This is a genomic window from Streptomyces sp. NRRL F-6492 (assembly GCF_001280125.1).
Taxonomy (GTDB): Bacteria; Actinomycetota; Actinomycetes; order Streptomycetales; family Streptomycetaceae; genus Streptomyces.
Genome location: NZ_LGEG01000252.1, coordinates 1 through 17,975 on the forward strand (window position 1 = coordinate 1; position 17,975 = coordinate 17,975).

Genomic DNA, 17,975 nt, shown 5'->3' on the forward strand with positions numbered 1-17,975 from the left:
GCCGACGACTCCGCCCACCACTCCGCCGACGACGACCACGCCGCCGACGACGCCTCCCACCACACCCCCCACGACCCCGCCGACGAAGCCCCCCACCACGCCGCCGCAGCTCCCCGAGACCGGTAGTGAGCCGGCGCTCATGGGGGCGGCCGCGGCCAGTGTCGCGCTCGTCATCGGCGGTGCCGTGGTCTACGTCCGCGCCGGACGACGGTTCGCGCGCCGGCACTGACCCTCCGTACGGACGCCGTGTCAATCGGGGCCCCCGCCTTCACCGGTGGGGGCCCGCGCGTTGCCGCGCTCAGGGGAAAACCGCGACGTTCTCCCGAAGGCCTCGTTGTCAGAGAACGAATCCGCGTTCTCACGTCGGCTGGCGCCCGGCGGGCGCTGACCGCACGGGGACACCGATCGGGCGGGTGAAGGGACGATTCTTCCCGTCACCCGCGACCCGTCACCCCGGCGGGCCGTCGATCGTTGCAGAAGAAGGCTTGTCGCATGGCCGAGGCCCGCGGACCGGCTCCGTCCCGTCGTATCCGACGGCGGACGGAATTCCGGTCCGCGGGCCATTTCTTCTTTTTTCCTCCTTCCCGTTCGGCCCAATGGCCGTGACCCGTCACGCCGGCCGGCGTTGAACCGGTATGACGACCGTGATTCCTGCGGTCGCTTTCCACGTCCAAGGAGTTCTTGATGTCTCGCATCGCGAAGGCTGCCGCTGTTCTCGTCGGCACGGGTGCCGTTGCCCTCAGCGGAGCCGGCCTGGCCGTCGCCGACGCCGGCGCCGAGGCCGCGGCCGTCGGCTCGCCCGGTGTCGCCTCCGGCAACATCCTCCAGGTCCCGGTCCACGTCCCGGTCAACCTCTGCGGCAACACCGTCAACGTCATCGGTCTGCTGAACCCGGCGTTCGGCAACACCTGCATCAACGCCGACGGCGACGAGGACCGCAAGGACCACGACGGCGACGGCGACGGCTACGGCGGCTGATCCCCCTCTCGCTCCCCGCGCGTGTCCCCCCGGCCCGACAGGACCGGGGGGACACGCGCGTACGGGCCCGTCGCGCACGGCCCGGGCGGGACGGCTCAGGCGTACCGGTAGATCCGGCTGTGGTCGAACAGCGAGGCCGGGGTCACCCCCCACGGCGCCAGCGGCTGGTGCCGGGCCACCACCTTGCGGTACTGCGCGTCGCCCAGCGGCGGCGGCTCCGCCGGCAGGTAGGCGGCCCTGGGGTTGCGCTGCTGCCAGCGCGACCAGACCAGGTCCACGAAGGCGTGGTGCAGCCAGAAGACCGGATCGTTCACGGAGCCGCCGCCGAGCATCAGGCCGCCGACCCAGCGGTGCACCCGGTTGTGGATCCGGAACCGGTCGTTGCCCTGTCCCGGCGACCAGCCCTCCAGGCGGTTGCGGAAGCCGGACCGGCTCGCCGAGTTCCAGGGCGTCACGTCGTACACCCGCTCCCGCATCACCTCCTCCAGCTGGGCCTGGGTGGGGAGCGCGATCGGATCGTGGGGGCGTCCGAAGTCCCTGGTCAGGAAGCGGCTCTCGGTCATCGACTGGGTGACGTTCCAGCGGCCGGAGGAGTGCGCGAAGGGGCCGGTCATCACCTGGAGGTCGGACCGGCGCCCGTTGCCGCCCATGAAGTCCTCGCCCCAGATCGACGAGGCCGGGCTGTTGTCCCGGGTCCAGTCCCAGTAGGGGACGGTCACCGTGGGGTTGATCCGGCGCAGCGCCGTCTCGAACTCCAGCAGGAACTTCCGGTGCCACGGCAGGAAGCTCGGCGTCATGTGCGCGACCCGCAGCCTGCCCTCCCCGTCGGCCACGTAGTGGTCGATGTGGGTGCGGACGAAGCGGTCGTACGCCCCGGTGCGCTTCAGCTCCAGGACGGCGGCGACGAACGTGCGGCGCTCGGCGCCGGTCAGGTCGCGCTGGTTCTTACGCGTGTACACCACGCGGGCTCCCTCCCGTCGGGTCGGTGGCGACGCCGTGGGCGCCCGCGAGGGGGGAGAGCGGGGCGGTGCCCAGCCCGTCCACGGCCGCGCGGACCGCCGCCAGGGGCGTCGGGCAGGACTCGTAGTGGTCGATCGGGGTGACGTAGCCGCCGTCGGCACAGCGCATCAGGTGCAGCGGCCGGCCGTCGACGAGGGCCGTCGGTTCGCCGCCGGGGCCGGAGAAGCCCAGGATGCGCCGGCCCGCGTACATCTCGTCGAAGGCGTGCGGGTCGGGGGCGGGCGGGTCGTCCGGCCCTCCGGCCGGGGCGCGGAGCGCGACGCGGCCGAGGGCTCCGCCCGTGAAGGCGGTGACGGCCAGGGCGAAGAGGGACCGCAGTGCGAAGCGGCGCGAGGCGATCATCAGTGGTCTCCAGATGGTCGGCTGGGGGTCCCCCGCCGCGGGGAGTGGGGAGCCCTCAGGGCACAACGATGAAAACCCGGGTTCGTTGCGGCGGAAATGCCAGCGGCGTGAATGTCGGCCGTTCGAGTGAAAGGCGCGCGGGGAATGGGCGGTTGGAGCATTAGCATCCGATTCATGACCACTTCCAACGTCGCTTCCTCGGCGCGCAGCGCCTCTCCGCTGGGAACCCTCACGGTGATCCCGTGGTCCAGCGAGCCCTCCGCCGAGTCGGCGGGCACGCCGTTCCTCATGGCGTACTCGCTCGGCGACGGCCGGGACGGACCGGAGGCCGGTCAGCAGGCGATGCGGGCGGCCCTGGAGGCCATGGGCCTCTCGGTCGGCGACCGGCTCTTCGACCTGGAGACGGACACCGGGATCAACGCCTCGCTGCTCGTCGAGGGCGGTTCGGCCGTGCTCGGCCTGCCCTTCCTGAAGGTGCAGTGCCCGGTGCCGGACGAGTGGCAGGCCGCCGCCCGCGAGAGCGGCAAGGTCTATCTGATCTGCTCGGTGCGGCCCTGGCCCGAGGCGGTCCCCGGCCGGCCCGTCGACGAGGCGCGGCTGCGGGCCTTCGTCTCGGACGAGGAGATGCTCGCGGACAGCGCCCACGTCCTGCTGCCGGTCCGCCGCCTCCAGGGCTGAACGGGAAGAGCGGGAACAACCGGGAAGAGGAGTCGCGCCATGGCGACGGTGGACGTACGGGGCGGGGTGCCGGGTCAGCGGCGGGAGGAGACCTCCCGGGAGGCCGGCGGCCCGGTCGGGGCGGGCCGGGCCCTCGCCTGGCTCCTGGTGGTCACCGGAGCGGCGGGAGCCCTGGCCGGCTGGGTGATCACGCTCGACAAGTTCCTGCTCCTGGAGGACCCCGGCTTCACCCCGGGGTGCAGCCTGAACCCGGTGGTGTCCTGCGGCAGCGTCATGAAGAGCGAGCAGGCGGCGGTGTTCGGGTTCCCCAACCCGATGCTCGGGCTCGTCACGTACGCCGTCGTCGTCGCGATCGGGGCCGGGCTGCTCGCCGGGGCCCGCTACCGGGGCTGGTTCTGGCTCGGCCTGAACGCCGGGACGCTCTTCGGGGTCGGCTTCTGCACCTGGCTGACGCACCAGTCGCTGTACGAGATCAACGCGCTCTGCCTGTGGTGCTGCCTGGCCTGGACCGCGACGATCCTGATGTTCTGGTACGTCACCGCGCACAACGTCCGGACCGGGGTGCTGCCCGCGCCGGCGGGGGTGCGGACCTTCTTCGGCGAGTTCGCCTTCGCCCCGCCCCTCCTGCACATCGGGATCGTCGGGATGCTGATCCTGACCCGGTGGTGGGACTTCTGGACGGGCTGACGTGAGCCCCCTCCGCCTCCTCTTCCGGCCGCGGGCCGCACTGACCGTGCTGCTCGCGGCCGTTCTCGTCCTCTTCCCGTCGTCCGACCGGCTCGCGCCCGGCGGGCGGCCCGCCGGGGAGCGGCCGTCGGCGGGGGTGCCCTCGGGGTTCTTCACCGGCTCCGACGAGGCGGGGGTGCGCCGGATCGCCCAGGTGCAGTCCTGGCTCGGCGGCGGGGAGCTGACCGTCGGGCACACGTACCTGCCGGGGGACCGCTGGTCCAACATCGAGGGGCATCCGGCGCTCTTCGGGCCGTGGGTGCGCTGGAAGGAGCAGCGGCCGGGGCGGCTCTTCGTGCTCAACGTGCCGCTGCTCGACCGCAGCGAGGCGGGCCTGTCCGACGCCGAGGTGCGCGCAGGGCTGCGGCGGGGCGCGGCGGGCGCGTTCGACGGGCACTTCCGGGCCCTGGGGGAGCGGCTGGTGGAGCACCGGCTCGGGGACGCGGTCCTGGTCCTGGGCTGGGAGATGAACGGCACCACGTACAGCCACCGCTGCGGTCCCGACCCGGAGGCGTGGAAGGCGTACTGGCGGCGGACGGTGGAGGTGCTGCGGGCGGTGCCGGGGCAGCGGTTCCGCTTCGACTTCACGGCGAGCCGGGGGCGCGACGCCGTGCCGTGGCCGCTCTGCTACCCGGGGGACGACGTCGTCGACATCGTCGGCATGGACGCCTACGACCAGCCCGAGGGCCTCTCCTTCGAGGACCAGGTCAACGAGGAGTACGGCCTCGCCCACCACGTCCGGTTCGCCGCCGCGCACGGCAAGCCCGTCTCGTACCCGGAGTGGGGCCTCTTCCGGAACGGCGACAACCCGGCGTACGTCCGCGGGATGCTCGACTGGTTCACCGTCCACGGCCCGGTCTACCAGACGGTGACGGACTACTGCCCGCACGGGGTGTGGGAGTGCCCGGACAATCCGGAGTCGGCGCGGGTGGTGAGGGGCGCGCTCGGCGGACGGCCGGGGGCCGGCGCGGAGGGCGCCCCCTAGGGGGCCTTCCCGGAGGTCGCCTCGGAGGCGGTCTCGGAGGTCGTCTCAGAGGAGGGTGAAGGTGTGGGCGGCGCCCAGGCCGGAGACCGAGCCCAGGCCCAGGGTGCAGGCGGTGATCTGGAGCGAGGGTGACGTCATGGTCTCCACGAACCCGCGGTCCTTGAGGAAGCCGCTGGTCACGGTGCCGGTGAACGTGTTGGTGAAGACCGCGCCGGCGAGGTTGGAGACGCGCTGGGCGGTGACCGTGCTGCTCTGGCCGTTGCTCCAGTGGATGACCCAGCTCACGGTCGCGGTGGACAGCAACTGGAGGCAGGAGCGGGACGTGGTGTTGGAGCTGTCGTGGGTGCCCCCGGTGACGGTGGCGGCCGCGCCGGTGCCGACGCAGGGGCCGTAGGTCTGGTGGATCGTGCGGGTGGTGGTGGCCGGGGTGGCGGTGATGGGCGGGTCGTAGGTCGTGGTGGACGTGCCGGCGCAGGTGAGGGTGTCCAGGTCCTGGGGCGCGGCGCCGGCCGGGGTCGCGGGTGCGAGCGCCGACAGCAGGGCGAGGCCGACCGCCGCGCTCCACGTGCCTGCCGTGATCGATCTCCTCATGGGCCGATCCCTTCGTGCGGGTTGCCGGGTGGCTCATGCTCCGCCCGCTCCGGGCGACTGTCCACGACGCGGACAGCCCTTCACTCGTGTGAGTGACGGGGCAGTGCCGGGCCGCCCTTGAGGGTGTCGAGGGTGCGGTCGAGGAGGGGGACGAGGTCGGCGGTGCGGTCGTGTTCGGCCCAGTAGGCGGTCGTCTCGCGCAGGGCGCCGAGGACGGCGGCGGTGAAGACGCGGACCTCCAGGGCGTCGGGGGCGCGGCCGGTGCGGTCGGCGAGGACGCGGGTGAGGCGGCGGCCGGTCTCGGCGGTGGTCTCGGTGAGGCGGGCGCGCACAGCGGGGATCTCGACCATGAGGCGGGCGCGCAGCCGGGTCTCCTCCGGCTGTTCGGCGAGGGCGGTGCGGACCGCTTCGAGGAGGACCGCGCGCAGGGATTCCAGGGGGTCCTCGCCGGCCGGGCGGGCGCGCAGCCGGGCTTCGAGGAGGGCGTCGCCCTCGTCGGTGAGGAGGATGTCCTCGCGGACCGGGAAGTAGCGGGCGACGGTCGAGGGGGAGACCTCGGCCGCCGCCGCGATCCGGTCGGTGGTGGCCGCCTCCCAGCCGTGCTCGGCGGCGAGCCGGTAGGTGGCCCTCCGGATCGCCGCGCGGGTCTTCGCCTTCTTGCGTTCGCGGAGGCTGGGGCGGGCGGGGACGTCGGCGGCCATGCCGCCATTCTTCCAGGTCAGGAGTGCTGGTACGCCACCAGCGAGATGCCGACGTAGTGGACGATGAAGGCCGCCAGGGTCAGCGTGTGGAAGACCTCGTGGAAGCCGAACCAGCGCGGGGACGGGTTCGGGCGCTTGATGCCGTAGATGATCCCGCCCGCGCTGTAGAGCAGGCCGCCGACGACGACCAGGACGAGGACGGCGATGCCGCCCGCGCGCATGAAGTCGGGCAGGAAGAAGACGGCGGCCCAGCCCATCGCGATGTAGCAGGGGGTGTAGAGCCAGCGGGGCGCGCCGACCCAGAAGACGCGGAAGGCGATGCCGGCGAGGGCCGCCGCCCAGACCGCCCACATGAGCGGTTTCGCCGTGGAGTCGGGGAGCAGGAGCAGGGTGAGCGGGGTGTAGGTGCCCGCGATGATCAGGAAGATGTTGGCGTGGTCGAGGCGCCGGAGGACGGCCTCGCCGCGCGGGCCCCAGGTGCCGCGGTGGTAGAGCGCGCTGATGCCGAAGAGCAGGCAGGCGGTGAGGACGTAGATCCCGCAGGCGACGCGGGCGCGGGGGGAGTCGGAGAGGGCGACCAGGACGAGGCCCGCGACGATCACGGCGGGGAACATGCCCGCGTGCAGCCAGCCTCTCAGCATGGGCTTCAGCGGGAGCGCCGGGGTGGGGTCGGCCGGGGTCACTTCCGGTGCTGCTGCAGTCATGACGGAATCGTACCTACGGGCCCGTAGGTCCCGGATGCGAGTGGCGATGCTCACATGGGCGGCCCCCTGGACAGATGGGCGGATCCATCGGATGATCAAATGAGTGCGGTCGGCACCGGATGAGCAAGCTACGAAGCATCCGGGTCGCGGCCCCCACGGGGCAAAAATCTAAAAAACCCCTCAAAAGGAGCAATCGTGGCGCGCGACAACGCGGCTCCCACCACCGTCCCCACCCAGCACCAGGAGCTCGTCTCCTGGGTGAACGAGATCGCCGAGATCACCCAGCCGGACGCCGTCGTCTGGTGCGACGGCTCCGAGGCCGAGTACGAGCGCCTGTGCGAGGAGCTCGTCGCCAGGGGGACGTTCAAGAAGCTCGACCCGACCCTGCGCCCGAACTCCTACTACGCCGCCTCCGACCCCTCCGACGTCGCGCGCGTCGAGGACCGCACCTTCATCTGCTCCGAGAAGGAGGAGGACGCGGGCCCGACCAACCACTGGAAGGCCCCCGCGGAGATGAAGGCCGTCTTCGCCGGCGAGGACGGCATCTTCCGCGGCTCGATGCGCGGCCGCACCATGTACGTCGTGCCCTTCTGCATGGGCCCGGTCGGCTCCCCGCTCTCCGCCATCGGCGTCGAGATCACCGACTCCGCGTACGTCGCCGTCTCCATGCGCACCATGACCCGCATGGGGCGGGCCGTCCTCGACGAGCTGGGCGACGACGGCTTCTTCGTCAAGGCCGTCCACACCCTCGGCGCCCCCCTCGCGGAGGGCGAGCAGGACGTGCCGTGGCCCTGCAACTCCACCAAGTACATCTCGCACTTCCCCGAGACCCGCGAGATCTGGTCGTACGGCTCCGGCTACGGCGGCAACGCCCTGCTCGGCAAGAAGTGCTACGCGCTCCGCATCGCCTCCGTCATGGCGCGCGACGAGGGCTGGCTCGCCGAGCACATGCTGATCCTGAAGCTCACCCCGCCGCAGGGCGAGTCGAAGTACGTCGCCGCCGCCTTCCCGTCGGCCTGCGGCAAGACCAACCTGGCCATGCTGGAGCCCACGATCTCCGGCTGGACCGTCGAGACCATCGGCGACGACATCGCCTGGATGCGCTTCGGCGAGGACGGGCGGCTCTACGCCATCAACCCCGAGGCCGGCTTCTTCGGCGTCGCGCCCGGCACCGGCGAGCACACCAACGCCAACGCCATGAAGACCCTCTGGGGCAACTCCGTCTTCACCAACGTCGCGCTCACCGACGACGGCGACGTGTGGTGGGAGGGCATGACCGAGGAGGCCCCGGCCCACCTCACGGACTGGAAGGGCAACGACTGGACGCCCGCGTCCGAGACGCCCGCCGCCCACCCCAACGCCCGCTTCACCGTCCCCGCCGGACAGTGCCCGACCATCGCGCCGGAGTGGGAGGACCCGAAGGGCGTGCCGATCTCGGCCATCCTCTTCGGCGGCCGCCGCGCCTCCGCCGTCCCGCTGGTCACCGAGTCCTTCGACTGGAACCACGGCGTCTTCCTCGGCGCCAACGTGGCCTCCGAGAAGACCGCCGCCGCCGAGGGCAAGGTCGGCGAGCTGCGCCGCGACCCCTTCGCCATGCTGCCCTTCTGCGGCTACAACATGGGCGACTACATGGCCCACTGGGTCAAGGTCGGCGCCGGTGCCGACGCGGCGAAGCTGCCGAAGATCTACTACGTGAACTGGTTCCGCAAGAACGACGCCGGCAAGTTCGTCTGGCCCGGCTTCGGCGAGAACAGCCGCGTCCTGAAGTGGATCGTCGAGCGCCTCGACGGCAGGGCGGAGGGCGTCGAGACCCCGATCGGCATCCTGCCGACCGCGGAGTCCCTCGACACCGACGGCCTGGACCTGCCGGCCGAGGACCTGGAGTTCCTCCTCAAGGTCGACCGTGACGTGTGGCGCGAGGAGGCCGCCCTCGTCCCCGACCACCTGAACACCTTCGGCGACCACACGCCGAAGGAGCTGTGGGACGAGTACCGCGCGCTCGTGGAGCGCCTGGGCTGATCCCGCACCCCGAACTCGTGGTGGGTTGCCCCGACATTCCGCCCTGACCAGTGGGGTCACGACGGCCCACCACGATCCGCCCGGCCCCCGGAGCCCCCTCAGGCTCCGGGGGCCGGCGCATGTGCCCCGACCGGAGCGGGAGGTGCCGTGAGCCCGTCGTGAGGGGGGACCACGTGCCGCGCCGGGTGGTAGTGCCGCTGGTGGCGGGCTCGCTGGTCGTGCTCGTGCCGGTCGGCGGCCACGGGCGCGAAGGCCTACGGGGGCGGCACGCCGCTGTGCGTCGTGGACGACGCGGAGTTCGAGTCGACCGGACCGGTGGCGACCGCCACCCGGTGAACGCGTCCCCGCCCTCTCGCGGGGGTGGTTGGCACCCGGTCCGCGCGGTTCGTGCCGCGCGGACCGGGGCCGTCAGGGGGCGGCGGCCAGGGTGGGTTCCCCGGCCAGTGCCGCGGTGTGCGCGTCCATCCGCTCGGCGGCGAGGATCGCGGCGGCCGTGTCCGCCCGGGAGGCGGCGACGACCAGCGCGCGGCCCGCGAGGGCGTGCGCCCTCTCGTGCAGCTCCCGCGCGGGCGAACCGCTCAGGGCCGCGTGCCGCGCGGGCGGTGCGCCGCGCAGCCGCGCCACCTGCCGGGCGATGAGCTCGCCGGCCTCCGTGTCGCCCAGCTCGTCGGTGACGGCGAGCAGGGCCGCGAGGTGTCCGGCGAGCTGGATGTCCAGCTCCTCCTCGCGGGAGCGGTGCGGATACGCGTCGTGGTCGTCGTCGGCCATCCGGTGGACCGACTTGGTGCGGATCGGTTCGTACATGGGACGGCCTCCTGAGTGCTCTGGAGCCATCCTAGCTTAGATTCAGTCTAAAGTTGATTCGAGTCCGGAAGCGGGAGGCCCGTCACCGGCCCCCGCCGCTGGTCGCACCGGAGGCTACGGCTGGCTGTAGCCGTCCAGGAACCGCCCGATCCGCGTCACCGCGTCCGCCAGGTCCGCCGCCGCCGGCAGCGTCACGATCCGGAAGTGGTCCGGCTCGTGCCAGTTGAAGCCCGTCCCGTGCACCACCATGATCTTCTCGGCCCGCAGCAGGTCCAGGACCATCTGCCGGTCGTCCTTGATCTTGTAGACGCTCGGGTCGAGCCGCGGGAAGAGGTACAGCGCCCCCTTCGGCTTCACGCACGTCACGCCCGGGATCCGGGTGAGGAGCTCGTACGCCGTGTCCCGCTGCTCCAGGAGCCGCCCGCCCGGCAGGACCAGGTCCTCTATCGACTGCCGGCCCTGGAGGGCGGCGGCCACCGCGTGCTGCGCCGGCATGTTCGCGCAGAGGCGCATGTTGGCGAGGATCGTCAGGCCCTCGATGTACGAGGACGCGTGGTGCTTCGGGCCGCAGACCGCGAGCCAGCCCGAGCGGAAGCCGGCCACCCGGTAGTTCTTGCTCATCCCGTTGAAGGTGAGACAGAGCAGGTCGGGGGCGATCGCGGCGGTCGGGGTGTGCGTCGTGCCGTCGTAGAGGATCTTGTCGTAGATCTCGTCCGAGCAGACGACCAGGTTGTGGCGCCGGGCGATCTCCGTCAGGGAACGCAGCATCTCGTCGTCGTAGACGGCGCCCGTCGGGTTGTTCGGGTTGATGATCACGATCGCCTTGGTGCGGTCGGTGATCTTCCGCTCGATGTCCGCGAGGTCCGGCATCCAGTCGGCCTGCTCGTCGCAGCGGTAGTGCACGGCCGTGCCGCCCGCGAGCGACACCGAGGCCGTCCACAGCGGGTAGTCCGGGGCCGGGACGAGGACCTCGTCGCCGTCGTCGAGGAGCGCCTGCATCGCCATCTGGATCAGCTCGGAGACGCCGTTGCCGAGGTAGATGTCCTCGACGGAGAGCGGGATGCCCTTGGTCTCGTAGTGGCTCATGACCGCCCGGCGGGCCGAGAGCAGCCCCTTCGCGTCCCCGTAGCCGTGCGCGTCCGCGAGGTTGCGCAGCACGTCTTCCAGGATGGCGGGCGGGCACTCGAAGCCGAAGGCGGCCGGGTTGCCCGTGTTCAGCTTGAGGATGCGATGACCCGCGGCTTCGAGCCGCATCGCCTCTTCGAGCACCGGACCCCGGATTTCGTAACAGACGTTGGCGAGCTTCGTGGACTGGATCACCTGCATGACGAGAGCTTACGACCGGGGCGGCCGGGACGCTTCGTGTTTTGGGCCACGTCGGGGAGGGCGTCGGCCGGGGACCGGGCGCGGCGCGCCGGAACGGGGCCGGATAGGTTGGCACGCCATGTGGGTCTTCAGTGCCTCCGGATGCCGGTGGCTGGGTGCGGGCGGGTCGCTCGCCGTCGCCGTGGGCGGATGGTTCGCCGGGACGCTGCCGGTGCGCGGCGGCTGGGGGCTGTGGGAGCGGCACGGCCCGGCGCCCGCCCTCGCCGGGACCCTCCTCGCGTACCTCGGCCTGACCCTGCTCGTCGCCGCGTGGGGGCGGTACGGCGCGCTGCTCGCCCGGGAGGTGCGGGACGGGCCGTCCGAGGCCCGGGGAGCCGGAGGCCGGGGCGTACGGGACGGGGTCCTCGCCACCCTCGTCTGCTGGACCGTGCCGCTGCTCCTCGCCCCGCCGCTGCACAGCGCGGACGTCTACAGCTACGTCGCCCAGGGCGCGATGGTCCTCGAAGGGCACGACGTGTACGGCGCCGGGCCCTCCGTCCTCGGCCCCGGCGAGCTCGGCGCCGAGGCGGCGGCGAGCGTCGGCGGGCACTGGACCGACACCCCCGCCCCGTACGGGCCGGTCTTCCTGCTCCTCGCGGCGGCGGTCGTGAAGGCCACCGGCGGGGCGGTCGTGCCCGCCGTCCTCGGCATGCGCCTGATCGCCCTCGGCGCCCTCGCGCTCACCGCGTGGGCCGTACGGGGGCTCGGCGGCGGGCCCGGCGGCCGGGCGGGCGCGCTGTGGCTGGCCGTCCTCAACCCGCTCTTCCTGATCCACGTCGTCGGCGGCACCCACAACGACGGCCTGATGATCGGGACCGTCCTCGCCGGGGTCCTGCTCGCGACGCGGGGCCGGTGGGTCCCCGGCAGCGCCCTCGTCGGCCTCGCGCTGACGGTGAAGTCCCCGGCGGCGGTCGCCCTGCTCTTCATCGGGGTGATGGTGGCGCGCCGGGCCGGGGGCGGCGCCCGGGGCCTGGCGAAGGGCCTCGTGCTCCCCGGGGCCGTCGCGGGGGCCGTGGCGGCGGGGGTGACGCTGCTCGCCGGGACCGGGTTCGGATGGCTGCGGACGCAGAGCGTGGCCGGGACCATCCACACCGCCCTGTCCGTCACCAGCGACCTCGGGCTCGGGCTCGGACTGCTCCTCGGGGACGACCCCGACCCGGTCAAGGACGTGGTGCAGAAGCTGGGCCTCGCCGCCGCGCTCGTCGTCATCGCGGTCCTCGCGTGGCGCGCGTGGCGGGGACTCCTCGACCCGGTCCTCGGCCTCGGCCTCTCCCTGGTGGCCCTCGTCGCGCTCTCGCCGATGGTCCAGCCCTGGTACCTGCTGTGGGGGACGGCCGTCGTCGCGTCGGTGGCGTGGTACGGCAGGGCGGGGCAGGTCCTCGCGGTGCTCTCGGCGGCCCTCGTGTACGAGACGGCGCCGTCGGGGCGGACGCCCTGGTACGGGTTCGCGGCGGCGGGCGTCGTGGTCGTGCTCGGCCTGGCGCGGGCGCGGCGGGAGCCGTGGCGGGCCGGCGCCGCGGAGGGCGCCGGCCCGGTGGGCGCGGGGCGGGGGCGGGCGGGCCCTACCGGGGGACCGGCGTCCTCCTGATCGCGCGGCCCGCGAGCACGTCCGTCCGCCGGCCGTCCTCGATCACGAACCTCCCCCCGACCAGGACGTGCGGGATGCCCGTCGGCGGGGTCCTGGGGTTCTCGTACGTCGCGCCCGAGGCGACCGTCGCCGGGTCGAAGAGGACCAGGTCGGCCGCGTACCCCTCGCGGACCAGGCCCCGGTCGGGGAGGCGGAGGCGGGCGGCCGGGCGGGAGGTCAGATGGGCGACGCACTCCTCCAGGGAGAGGACGCCCAGGTCGCGCGCGTACCGCCCCAGGTACTCGGGGAACGTGCCGTACGCGCGCGGGTGCGGCTTGCGGCCCTGGAGGATGCCGTCCGAGCCGCCCGTGTGCACCCGGTGGCGCATGATCGTCCGGACGTTCTCCTCGTGGCCCACGTGCTGGAGGACCGTCGTGCCGAGCCGGTCCTCCAGGAGCAGCCGGCGGGCCGCGGCCCAGCCGTCGAGACGGCGGCCGGTGAACTCCGCGAGCGCGGGGTCGTTCACCCCCGACACCTCGATCGTGGCCCAGTCGACCGGGACGCCGTGGCAGCCGTCCGAGCCGGTCTCCTCCAGGTGGTGCCGGATCCGCTCGGCCGTCGCGTCGTCCCGCAGCCGCGCGAGCACCGCCTCCGGGCCGCCCTCGCTCACCCAGCTCGGCAGCAGGGCCACCAGGGTCGTGCAGCCGGGGGTGTACGGGTACGTGTCGAGGCTGATGTCCGCGCCGGCGTCCAGGGCCCCGTCCAGGAGGGCGAGCAGCTCGGGGGCCCGGCCCTCGTTCACGCCGAAGTTCATGGTGGCGTGGGCCAGGTGCAGGGCGCACCCGGCCTCCCGGGTGAGGGCGATCATCTCCGCGTACGCGTCGAGGGCCCCGGCCCCGTACGAGCGGTGGTGCGGGCAGTAGTAGCCGCCGTACTCCGCGACGACCCGGCACAGCTCGGTCAGCTCCGCGTCCGGCGCGTACATCCCGGGGGTGTACGTGAGGCCGGAGGACATGCCGACCGCGCCCTGCTCCAGGCCCTCGGCGACGAGCCGCCGCATCCGGTCCAGCTCGGCCGCCGTCGCCGGGCGGTCCTCCCAGCCGACGGCGAGGGCCCGGACCGTCCCCTGGGGGACGAGGTAGGCGGCGTTGACGGCGATGCCCCGGCCGCCGTGCGCGCCGTCGAGCCGGTCCAGGTACTCGCCGACCGTCCGCCAGTCCAGGTCCAGGTCGGAGCCGTCGCCGTTCCAGCCGGTGATCGCCCGCCGCACCTCCGCGAGCGTGCGGTCGTCCACCGGCGCGTACGACAGGCCGTCCTGGCCCAGCACCTCCAGGGTCACGCCCTGCGCGGCCTTCGCGGAGTGGTCCGGGTCGCGCAGCAGCGCGAGGTCGCTGTGGGCGTGCATGTCGACGAAGCCGGGGGAGAGGACGAGGCCCTCGGCGTCCAGGATCCGGCGGCCGGCGGGCCGCTGGCAGCCGGCGGCGGCCGCCTCCTGGACGATCGTGGTGATCCGGCCGTCCTCGACGCCGACGTCGGCCCGGTAGGAGGGGCCGCCGCCGCCGTCGACGACCTCGGCGTCGCGGATGACGAGTTCCAGCACTGTTCCGGCTCCCCGGCGCCTAGAAGAACGTACGGACGTGGTCGACCACCGTGCCGTCGGCCTCGACCAGCGGGATGAGCTGCCACTTGTCGAAGGACGTGCACGGGTGGGAGAGGCCCATCCCCACCCAGTCCCCGACCTCCAGGTCCGCGCCCGGCTCCGTGCGCAGCCAGGCGTGCTGGTCGGAGAGGCCCGTCACGGTGATGCCCGCGGCGGGACGGATCTCGCCCGTGCGGGCGTCGCGGACCACCTGCGCCTCCGGGAGGTCCAGGTCGTGGGCGGCGTCCCGCTTGCCCGCGTTGGTGAAGGCCTGCTCGCCGGTGGGCCGGGAGACGACCTGCGACCAGAGGCGGAACGCCGGCTGGAGCGCGCCCTCCTCGGGGACCCGGTTGAAGGGGGTGACGTCCCGGTAGCGGCCGTCGTCGTGCGAGACGTACGCGCCGGAGCGCAGCAGCCTCAGGACCGGGAGGGAGAACGCGGGCAGCTCCGCGAAGACCTCCGCGACCGTGTCGAACCAGGCGCTGCCGCCCGCGCTCACCACGATCTCGCCGATCCCGGCGTCGAAGCGGCCCGCCGCGTCGAAGGCGGCGGCGAGGCCGGTGAGCCGCAGCAGCCAGGCGCGGACCCGCTCGGGGTCCGCCTCCGGCACCTCGCCCTCGTACCCGGCGACGCCGACGAGGCGGAGGGTGGCGGTGGCGGCGACCGCGTCCGCGACGGCGGCGCACCCGGCCTCCGTGCGGGCGCCGGTGCGGGCCCCCTCGCCCGCGCCCAGCTCGACGACGACGTCCACCGCGCGGCCCGCCCCGGCGGCGCGCAGGGCCTCGTCCATCAGCTCGACGCCGCGCACGGAGTCGACGTAGCAGACGAAGCGGAAGTCCGGATCGGCGTCGAGCTCGGCGGCGAGCCAGCGCAGGGCGACGGGGTCGACCAGCTCGTTGGCGAGGAAGATCCGGGCGATGCCGTGGGCGCGGTAGACGCGGGCCTGGTGGGGCACGGCGGCGGTGATGCCCCAGGCGCCGTGCGCCAGCTGCCGGTCGAAGAGCTGCGGGGCCATGGAGGTCTTGCCGTGCGGGGCGAAGGCGAGGCCGTGGCGCTCGGCGTACGTCTCCAGGAGGCGCAGGTTGTGCTCGACCGACTCGGCGGAGAGGGCGAGGACGGGGGTGGTGTAGCCGCCGGTGAACAGGTCGCGGCGCTGGGCGGAGAGCTCGCCGACGGTCAGGCCCGCGGCGTCCGGGGGGAGGGCCTTGAAGCGGTGGTCGACGCGCTCGGCGGAGAGGTCGGGGACCTCGTACTCCTTCCGTGCCTGCTCCTGCGCGGGCGTCTTGTTCGCCGGGCCTGCCATGGGCTCCTCCTCGCGGTGTTGCATTCAGTGCAACGCTCATTGCGCATCTTGCTCACGGCTGTCTAACATCCGGGCCAAGGCCGGGTCAATGGACCCGTGGGAGTCGCAGGGAGCACGAGAGTGAGCGGACACGCGATCCCGGACGCCGTCCGCCCCGTGGAACCCGTGGAACCCGTGGGCCCTGTGGAACCCGTGGGCCCTGTGGAACCCGTGGGCCCTGTGGAACCCGTGGGCTCCGTGGACGTCGTCTGTCTCGGTGAGTCCATGGTCACCTTCCTCCCCTCCCGACCGGGCCGCCTCGCGGACGTCCCCTCCTTCACCCGCGCGATCGGCGGCGCCGAGTCCAACGTCGCCTGCGTCCTGGCCGCCGCCGGACACCGCGCCAAGTGGGTCGGCCGCGTCGGCCGCGACGGCTTCGGCGACCACCTGGTCGACGTCATCGGCGGCCACGGCGTGGACGTCACCGCCGTCGGCCGCGACCCGCACCGGCCGACCGGGATCTACTTCCGCACGGACGAGGACCGGGCCACCGACGCCCACGAGGTCGTCTACTACCGGGCCGGTTCCGCCGCCTCGGCCATGTCGCCCGCGACCGTCCCGTACGAGAGCGTCGACGGCGCCCGGATCCTGCACCTCACCGGCATCACCGCCGCCCTCTCCGGGGACTGCCTGGCCCTGGTGCGGGAGCTCACCGCCCCGCGCCCCGGCCGGCCGCTCGTCTCCTTCGACGTCAACCACCGGCCCGCCCTGTGGCGCGCCGGCGACGCCCCCGGCGTGCTCCTCGGGCTCGCCCGCCGCGCCGACGTCGTCTTCGTCGGGGCGGACGAGGCGGAACGGCTGTGGGGCCTGGCGGACCCCCGCGCGGTCTTCGACGCGCTCCCCGAACCGGGGACCGTCGTGGTCAAGCTGGGCGGGACCGGGGCCGTCGCCGTCGACCGGGGAGCCCATGAGGACGAGGGGGACGGGGTCTTCGTCCCCGCGCCCCGCGTCGACGTCGTCTCCCCGATCGGCGCCGGGGACGCCTTCGCCGCCGGCTTCCTCTCCGCGACCCTGCGCGGCCTCGGCCTCGGGGCCCGGCTCCGGCACGGGCACCTCGCGGCCGCCGCCGCCCTCACCGTCCCCGGCGACCTGGCCGCCCCGCCCCGCCGCGACCGCGCCGACCGCCTGGCCGCGCTCGGCGACGAGGACTGGGGGACACTTCACCTCGGCCCCGGCTGGACGGAGGCCGACGAGAAGGACCCCGGCCGGACGGGCGACGACCCGCGGGGCCCCGGCCGTACGGGGGACGACCAGGAGGTACGCACGCCATGAGCCAGACCGTCGACCGGGCGCTCAGCATCCTGCCGCTGCTCGCGCGGGGCCCCGCCGACCTCGGGCAGGTCGCCGAGAGCCTCGGCGTCCACAAGTCCACGGCCCTGCGGCTGCTGCGCACCCTCCACGAGCACGGCCTCGTCCACCGCCAGCAGGACCAGCGCTACCGCCTCGGCGCCCGGCTCTTCGCGCTCGCGCAGGAGGCCGTGGAGAACCTCGACATCCGGGAGATCGCCCACCCCTACCTCACCGCCCTCAACGAGCGGATCGGGCACACGATCCACCTCGCGGTGTACGAGGAGGGCGAGGTCCTCTACATCGACAAGGTCGAGAGCCGCTACCCGGTCCGGATGTACTCGCGCATCGGCAGGCCCGTCGCGATCACCGTCGCCGCCGTCGCCAAGCTGCTCCTGGCCGACCTGCCCGAGGCCGAGCGGCGCGCGGTCGCCGCGAAGCTCGACTACCCCCCGTACACGCCCCGTTCGACGCCGAACGCCGCCGCCTTCCTCAAGGAGCTGGCGACCGTGCGCGAGCAGGGGTGGGCCACCGACCTCGGCGGCCACGAGGAGTCCATCAACTGCGTCGGCGCCCCCGTCCGGGGCGCCGACGGGCGGGTCGTCGCGGCCATGTCGGTCTCGGCGCCCAACGTGGTCGTCACGGCCGAGGAACTCCTCACCCTCCTCCCGCAGGTGCGCCGCACCGCGGACGCCATCAGCCGGGAGTACTCCGGCACCGCCCCGACCAAGGACACCGCATGAGCGAGCAGACGACCGAGAAGACCGCCCTGACCCCGGCGACCCACACCACCCCGCCCGCGAAGTTCTCGCACGGCGTGAAGAAGGGCAACATCCTCCAGGTGGCGGGCCAGGTCGGCTTCCTGCCCGCCGTCGAGGGGCAGGCCCCCGCCGTCGCGGGCCCGACCCTGCGCGAGCAGACCCTCCAGACCTTCGCCAACGTCAAGGCGATCCTGGAGGAGGGCGGCGCGACCTGGGACGACGTGATGATGACGCGCGTCTACCTGACGGACGTGGACCACTTCGCCGAGATGAACGAGATCTACAACCAGTACTTCGAGGAGCAGGGCCTCAAGGCCCCCGCCTCCGCCCGCACCACCGTCTACGTCGGCCTCCCGCCCGGCCTCCTCATCGAGATCGACGCGCTGGCGGTCCTGGGCTGAGAAGCCCCTCCGGGTGCGACGGCGGAAGCGGGCCCGCACCTCCCCGGGAGGTACGGGCCCGCACC

19 protein-coding genes are annotated in these 17,975 nt (G+C 73.5%); 10 read left to right on the forward strand and 9 right to left on the reverse strand.

The window, feature by feature from the left end:
* A partial coding sequence (locus ADL08_RS38850) for an LPXTG cell wall anchor domain-containing protein (protein WP_159048506.1) occupies positions 1-229 on the forward strand: 229 nt, incomplete at its 5' end.
* Positions 230-684: 455 nt separating this feature from the next.
* Positions 685-978 (forward strand): chaplin, encoded by a 294-nt coding sequence (locus ADL08_RS28140; RefSeq protein WP_053647874.1) that lies wholly within the window; start codon positions 685-687, stop codon positions 976-978.
* Positions 979-1,073: 95 nt separating this feature from the next.
* Here ADL08_RS28140 and ADL08_RS28145 read toward each other — a convergent pair whose 3' ends face one another.
* Positions 1,074-1,940, reverse strand: a complete 867-nt coding sequence (locus tag ADL08_RS28145) for a tyrosinase family protein (RefSeq protein ID WP_053647876.1) — start codon at positions 1,938-1,940, stop codon at positions 1,074-1,076.
* The gene (locus tag ADL08_RS28150; protein ID WP_053647877.1) at positions 1,924-2,340 is read right to left on the reverse strand and encodes a tyrosinase family oxidase copper chaperone; all 417 of its coding nucleotides are present in this window, start codon (positions 2,338-2,340) and stop codon (positions 1,924-1,926) included. Before ADL08_RS28150 ends, ADL08_RS28145 begins: the two co-directional genes overlap by 17 nt.
* Positions 2,341-2,514: 174 nt before the next feature.
* On the opposite strand from ADL08_RS28150, the gene ADL08_RS28155 reads away from it, so the two are divergent.
* The 3 genes from ADL08_RS28155 to ADL08_RS28165 are packed head-to-tail and all read left to right on the forward strand — an operon-like array spanning position 2,515 to position 4,729.
* A complete protein-coding gene (locus ADL08_RS28155; RefSeq protein WP_234352290.1) occupies positions 2,515-3,018 on the forward strand; it encodes a DUF5949 family protein in 504 nt (167 codons plus the stop codon).
* Between the two features lie 39 nt (positions 3,019-3,057).
* Positions 3,058-3,705 carry a vitamin K epoxide reductase family protein gene (locus tag ADL08_RS28160; RefSeq protein ID WP_053647879.1) on the forward strand — a complete coding sequence of 216 codons (648 nt, stop codon included), beginning with the start codon at positions 3,058-3,060 and terminating at the stop codon, positions 3,703-3,705.
* Position 3,706: 1 nt separating this feature from the next.
* Complete coding sequence (locus ADL08_RS28165) at positions 3,707-4,729, forward strand: glycoside hydrolase family 26 protein (protein WP_053647881.1); 1,023 nt, start codon at positions 3,707-3,709, stop codon at positions 4,727-4,729.
* Between the two features lie 45 nt (positions 4,730-4,774).
* On the opposite strand, the gene ADL08_RS28170 is transcribed toward ADL08_RS28165, so the two are convergent.
* The 3 genes from ADL08_RS28170 to trhA form a co-directional block, all read right to left on the reverse strand.
* Positions 4,775-5,320 carry a hypothetical protein gene (locus ADL08_RS28170; RefSeq protein ID WP_053647883.1) on the reverse strand — a complete coding sequence of 182 codons (546 nt, stop codon included), beginning with the start codon at positions 5,318-5,320 and terminating at the stop codon, positions 4,775-4,777.
* Positions 5,321-5,400: 80 nt separating this feature from the next.
* The gene (locus tag ADL08_RS28175) at positions 5,401-6,021 is read right to left on the reverse strand and encodes a TetR/AcrR family transcriptional regulator (protein WP_053647884.1); all 621 of its coding nucleotides are present in this window, start codon (positions 6,019-6,021) and stop codon (positions 5,401-5,403) included.
* A gap of 17 nt (positions 6,022-6,038) precedes the next feature.
* Positions 6,039-6,725 carry a PAQR family membrane homeostasis protein TrhA gene (trhA, locus tag ADL08_RS28180; RefSeq protein WP_053647887.1) on the reverse strand — a complete coding sequence of 229 codons (687 nt, stop codon included), beginning with the start codon at positions 6,723-6,725 and terminating at the stop codon, positions 6,039-6,041.
* Positions 6,726-6,920: 195 nt separating this feature from the next.
* Here trhA and ADL08_RS28185 point away from each other — a divergent pair, with 195 nt between their 5' ends.
* Complete coding sequence (locus ADL08_RS28185) at positions 6,921-8,744, forward strand: phosphoenolpyruvate carboxykinase (GTP) (RefSeq protein ID WP_053647889.1); 1,824 nt, start codon at positions 6,921-6,923, stop codon at positions 8,742-8,744.
* A gap of 408 nt (positions 8,745-9,152) precedes the next feature.
* Here the strand turns inward: ADL08_RS28185 and ADL08_RS28190 are convergent, their stop codons facing one another.
* Together ADL08_RS28190 and ADL08_RS28195 are read right to left on the reverse strand one after the other, a co-directional pair.
* Positions 9,153-9,548 (reverse strand): hypothetical protein, encoded by a 396-nt coding sequence (locus ADL08_RS28190; RefSeq protein WP_053647891.1) that lies wholly within the window; start codon positions 9,546-9,548, stop codon positions 9,153-9,155.
* Between the two features lie 114 nt (positions 9,549-9,662).
* Positions 9,663-10,874, reverse strand: coding sequence for a pyridoxal phosphate-dependent aminotransferase (locus ADL08_RS28195; protein WP_053647892.1), 1,212 nt, complete (start codon positions 10,872-10,874; stop codon positions 9,663-9,665).
* A gap of 118 nt (positions 10,875-10,992) precedes the next feature.
* On the opposite strand from ADL08_RS28195, the gene mptB reads away from it, so the two are divergent.
* The gene (gene mptB / locus ADL08_RS28200) at positions 10,993-12,501 is read left to right on the forward strand and encodes a polyprenol phosphomannose-dependent alpha 1,6 mannosyltransferase MptB (protein WP_053647894.1); all 1,509 of its coding nucleotides are present in this window, start codon (positions 10,993-10,995) and stop codon (positions 12,499-12,501) included.
* On the opposite strand, the gene ADL08_RS28205 is transcribed toward mptB, so the two are convergent.
* Both ADL08_RS28205 and ADL08_RS28210 read right to left on the reverse strand, forming a co-directional pair.
* On the reverse strand, positions 12,476-14,080 hold the full coding sequence (locus ADL08_RS28205; RefSeq protein WP_053647897.1) for an N-acyl-D-amino-acid deacylase family protein: 1,605 nt from the start codon (positions 14,078-14,080) through the stop codon (positions 12,476-12,478). The two genes, mptB and ADL08_RS28205, sit on opposite strands and share 26 nt — an antisense overlap.
* Positions 14,081-14,099: 19 nt before the next feature.
* On the reverse strand, positions 14,100-15,446 hold the full coding sequence (locus ADL08_RS28210; protein ID WP_078968497.1) for an alanine racemase: 1,347 nt from the start codon (positions 15,444-15,446) through the stop codon (positions 14,100-14,102).
* A 240-nt stretch (positions 15,447-15,686) separates the two neighbouring features.
* Here ADL08_RS28210 and ADL08_RS28215 point away from each other — a divergent pair, with 240 nt between their 5' ends.
* From ADL08_RS28215 to ADL08_RS28225, 3 genes are read left to right on the forward strand one after another with little or no spacing between them, the layout of a single operon-like run.
* Complete coding sequence (locus ADL08_RS28215; RefSeq protein WP_063885367.1) at positions 15,687-16,733, forward strand: sugar kinase; 1,047 nt, start codon at positions 15,687-15,689, stop codon at positions 16,731-16,733.
* The gene (locus tag ADL08_RS28220) at positions 16,730-17,491 is read left to right on the forward strand and encodes an IclR family transcriptional regulator (RefSeq protein WP_053647901.1); all 762 of its coding nucleotides are present in this window, start codon (positions 16,730-16,732) and stop codon (positions 17,489-17,491) included. The genes ADL08_RS28215 and ADL08_RS28220 overlap by 4 nt, the downstream gene beginning before the upstream one ends.
* Positions 17,488-17,910, forward strand: coding sequence for a RidA family protein (locus tag ADL08_RS28225; RefSeq protein WP_053647903.1), 423 nt, complete (start codon positions 17,488-17,490; stop codon positions 17,908-17,910). The genes ADL08_RS28220 and ADL08_RS28225 overlap by 4 nt, the downstream gene beginning before the upstream one ends.
* Positions 17,911-17,975 lie beyond the last annotated feature (65 nt).

Bases quoted from the DNA above. Each gene is read 5' to 3' on its own strand.
- ADL08_RS28195 (WP_053647892.1), bottom strand. From the start codon at position 10,874: ATGCAGGTGATCCAGTCCACGAAGCTCGCCAACGTCTGTTACGAAATC.
- ADL08_RS28160 (WP_053647879.1), top strand. From the start codon at position 3,058: ATGGCGACGGTGGACGTACGGGGCGGGGTGCCGGGTCAGCGGCGGGAG.
- mptB (WP_053647894.1), top strand. From the start codon at position 10,993: ATGTGGGTCTTCAGTGCCTCCGGATGCCGGTGGCTGGGTGCGGGCGGG.
- ADL08_RS28225 (WP_053647903.1), top strand. From the start codon at position 17,488: ATGAGCGAGCAGACGACCGAGAAGACCGCCCTGACCCCGGCGACCCAC.
- ADL08_RS28220 (WP_053647901.1), top strand. From the start codon at position 16,730: ATGAGCCAGACCGTCGACCGGGCGCTCAGCATCCTGCCGCTGCTCGCG.
- ADL08_RS28155 (WP_234352290.1), top strand. From the start codon at position 2,515: ATGACCACTTCCAACGTCGCTTCCTCGGCGCGCAGCGCCTCTCCGCTG.
- ADL08_RS28140 (WP_053647874.1), top strand. From the start codon at position 685: ATGTCTCGCATCGCGAAGGCTGCCGCTGTTCTCGTCGGCACGGGTGCC.
- ADL08_RS28170 (WP_053647883.1), bottom strand. From the start codon at position 5,320: ATGAGGAGATCGATCACGGCAGGCACGTGGAGCGCGGCGGTCGGCCTC.
- trhA (WP_053647887.1), bottom strand. From the start codon at position 6,725: ATGACTGCAGCAGCACCGGAAGTGACCCCGGCCGACCCCACCCCGGCG.
- ADL08_RS28190 (WP_053647891.1), bottom strand. From the start codon at position 9,548: ATGTACGAACCGATCCGCACCAAGTCGGTCCACCGGATGGCCGACGAC.
- ADL08_RS28175 (WP_053647884.1), bottom strand. From the start codon at position 6,021: ATGGCCGCCGACGTCCCCGCCCGCCCCAGCCTCCGCGAACGCAAGAAG.
- ADL08_RS28215 (WP_063885367.1), top strand. From the start codon at position 15,687: ATGGTCACCTTCCTCCCCTCCCGACCGGGCCGCCTCGCGGACGTCCCC.
- ADL08_RS28210 (WP_078968497.1), bottom strand. From the start codon at position 15,446: ATGCAACACCGCGAGGAGGAGCCCATGGCAGGCCCGGCGAACAAGACG.
- ADL08_RS28150 (WP_053647877.1), bottom strand. From the start codon at position 2,340: ATGATCGCCTCGCGCCGCTTCGCACTGCGGTCCCTCTTCGCCCTGGCC.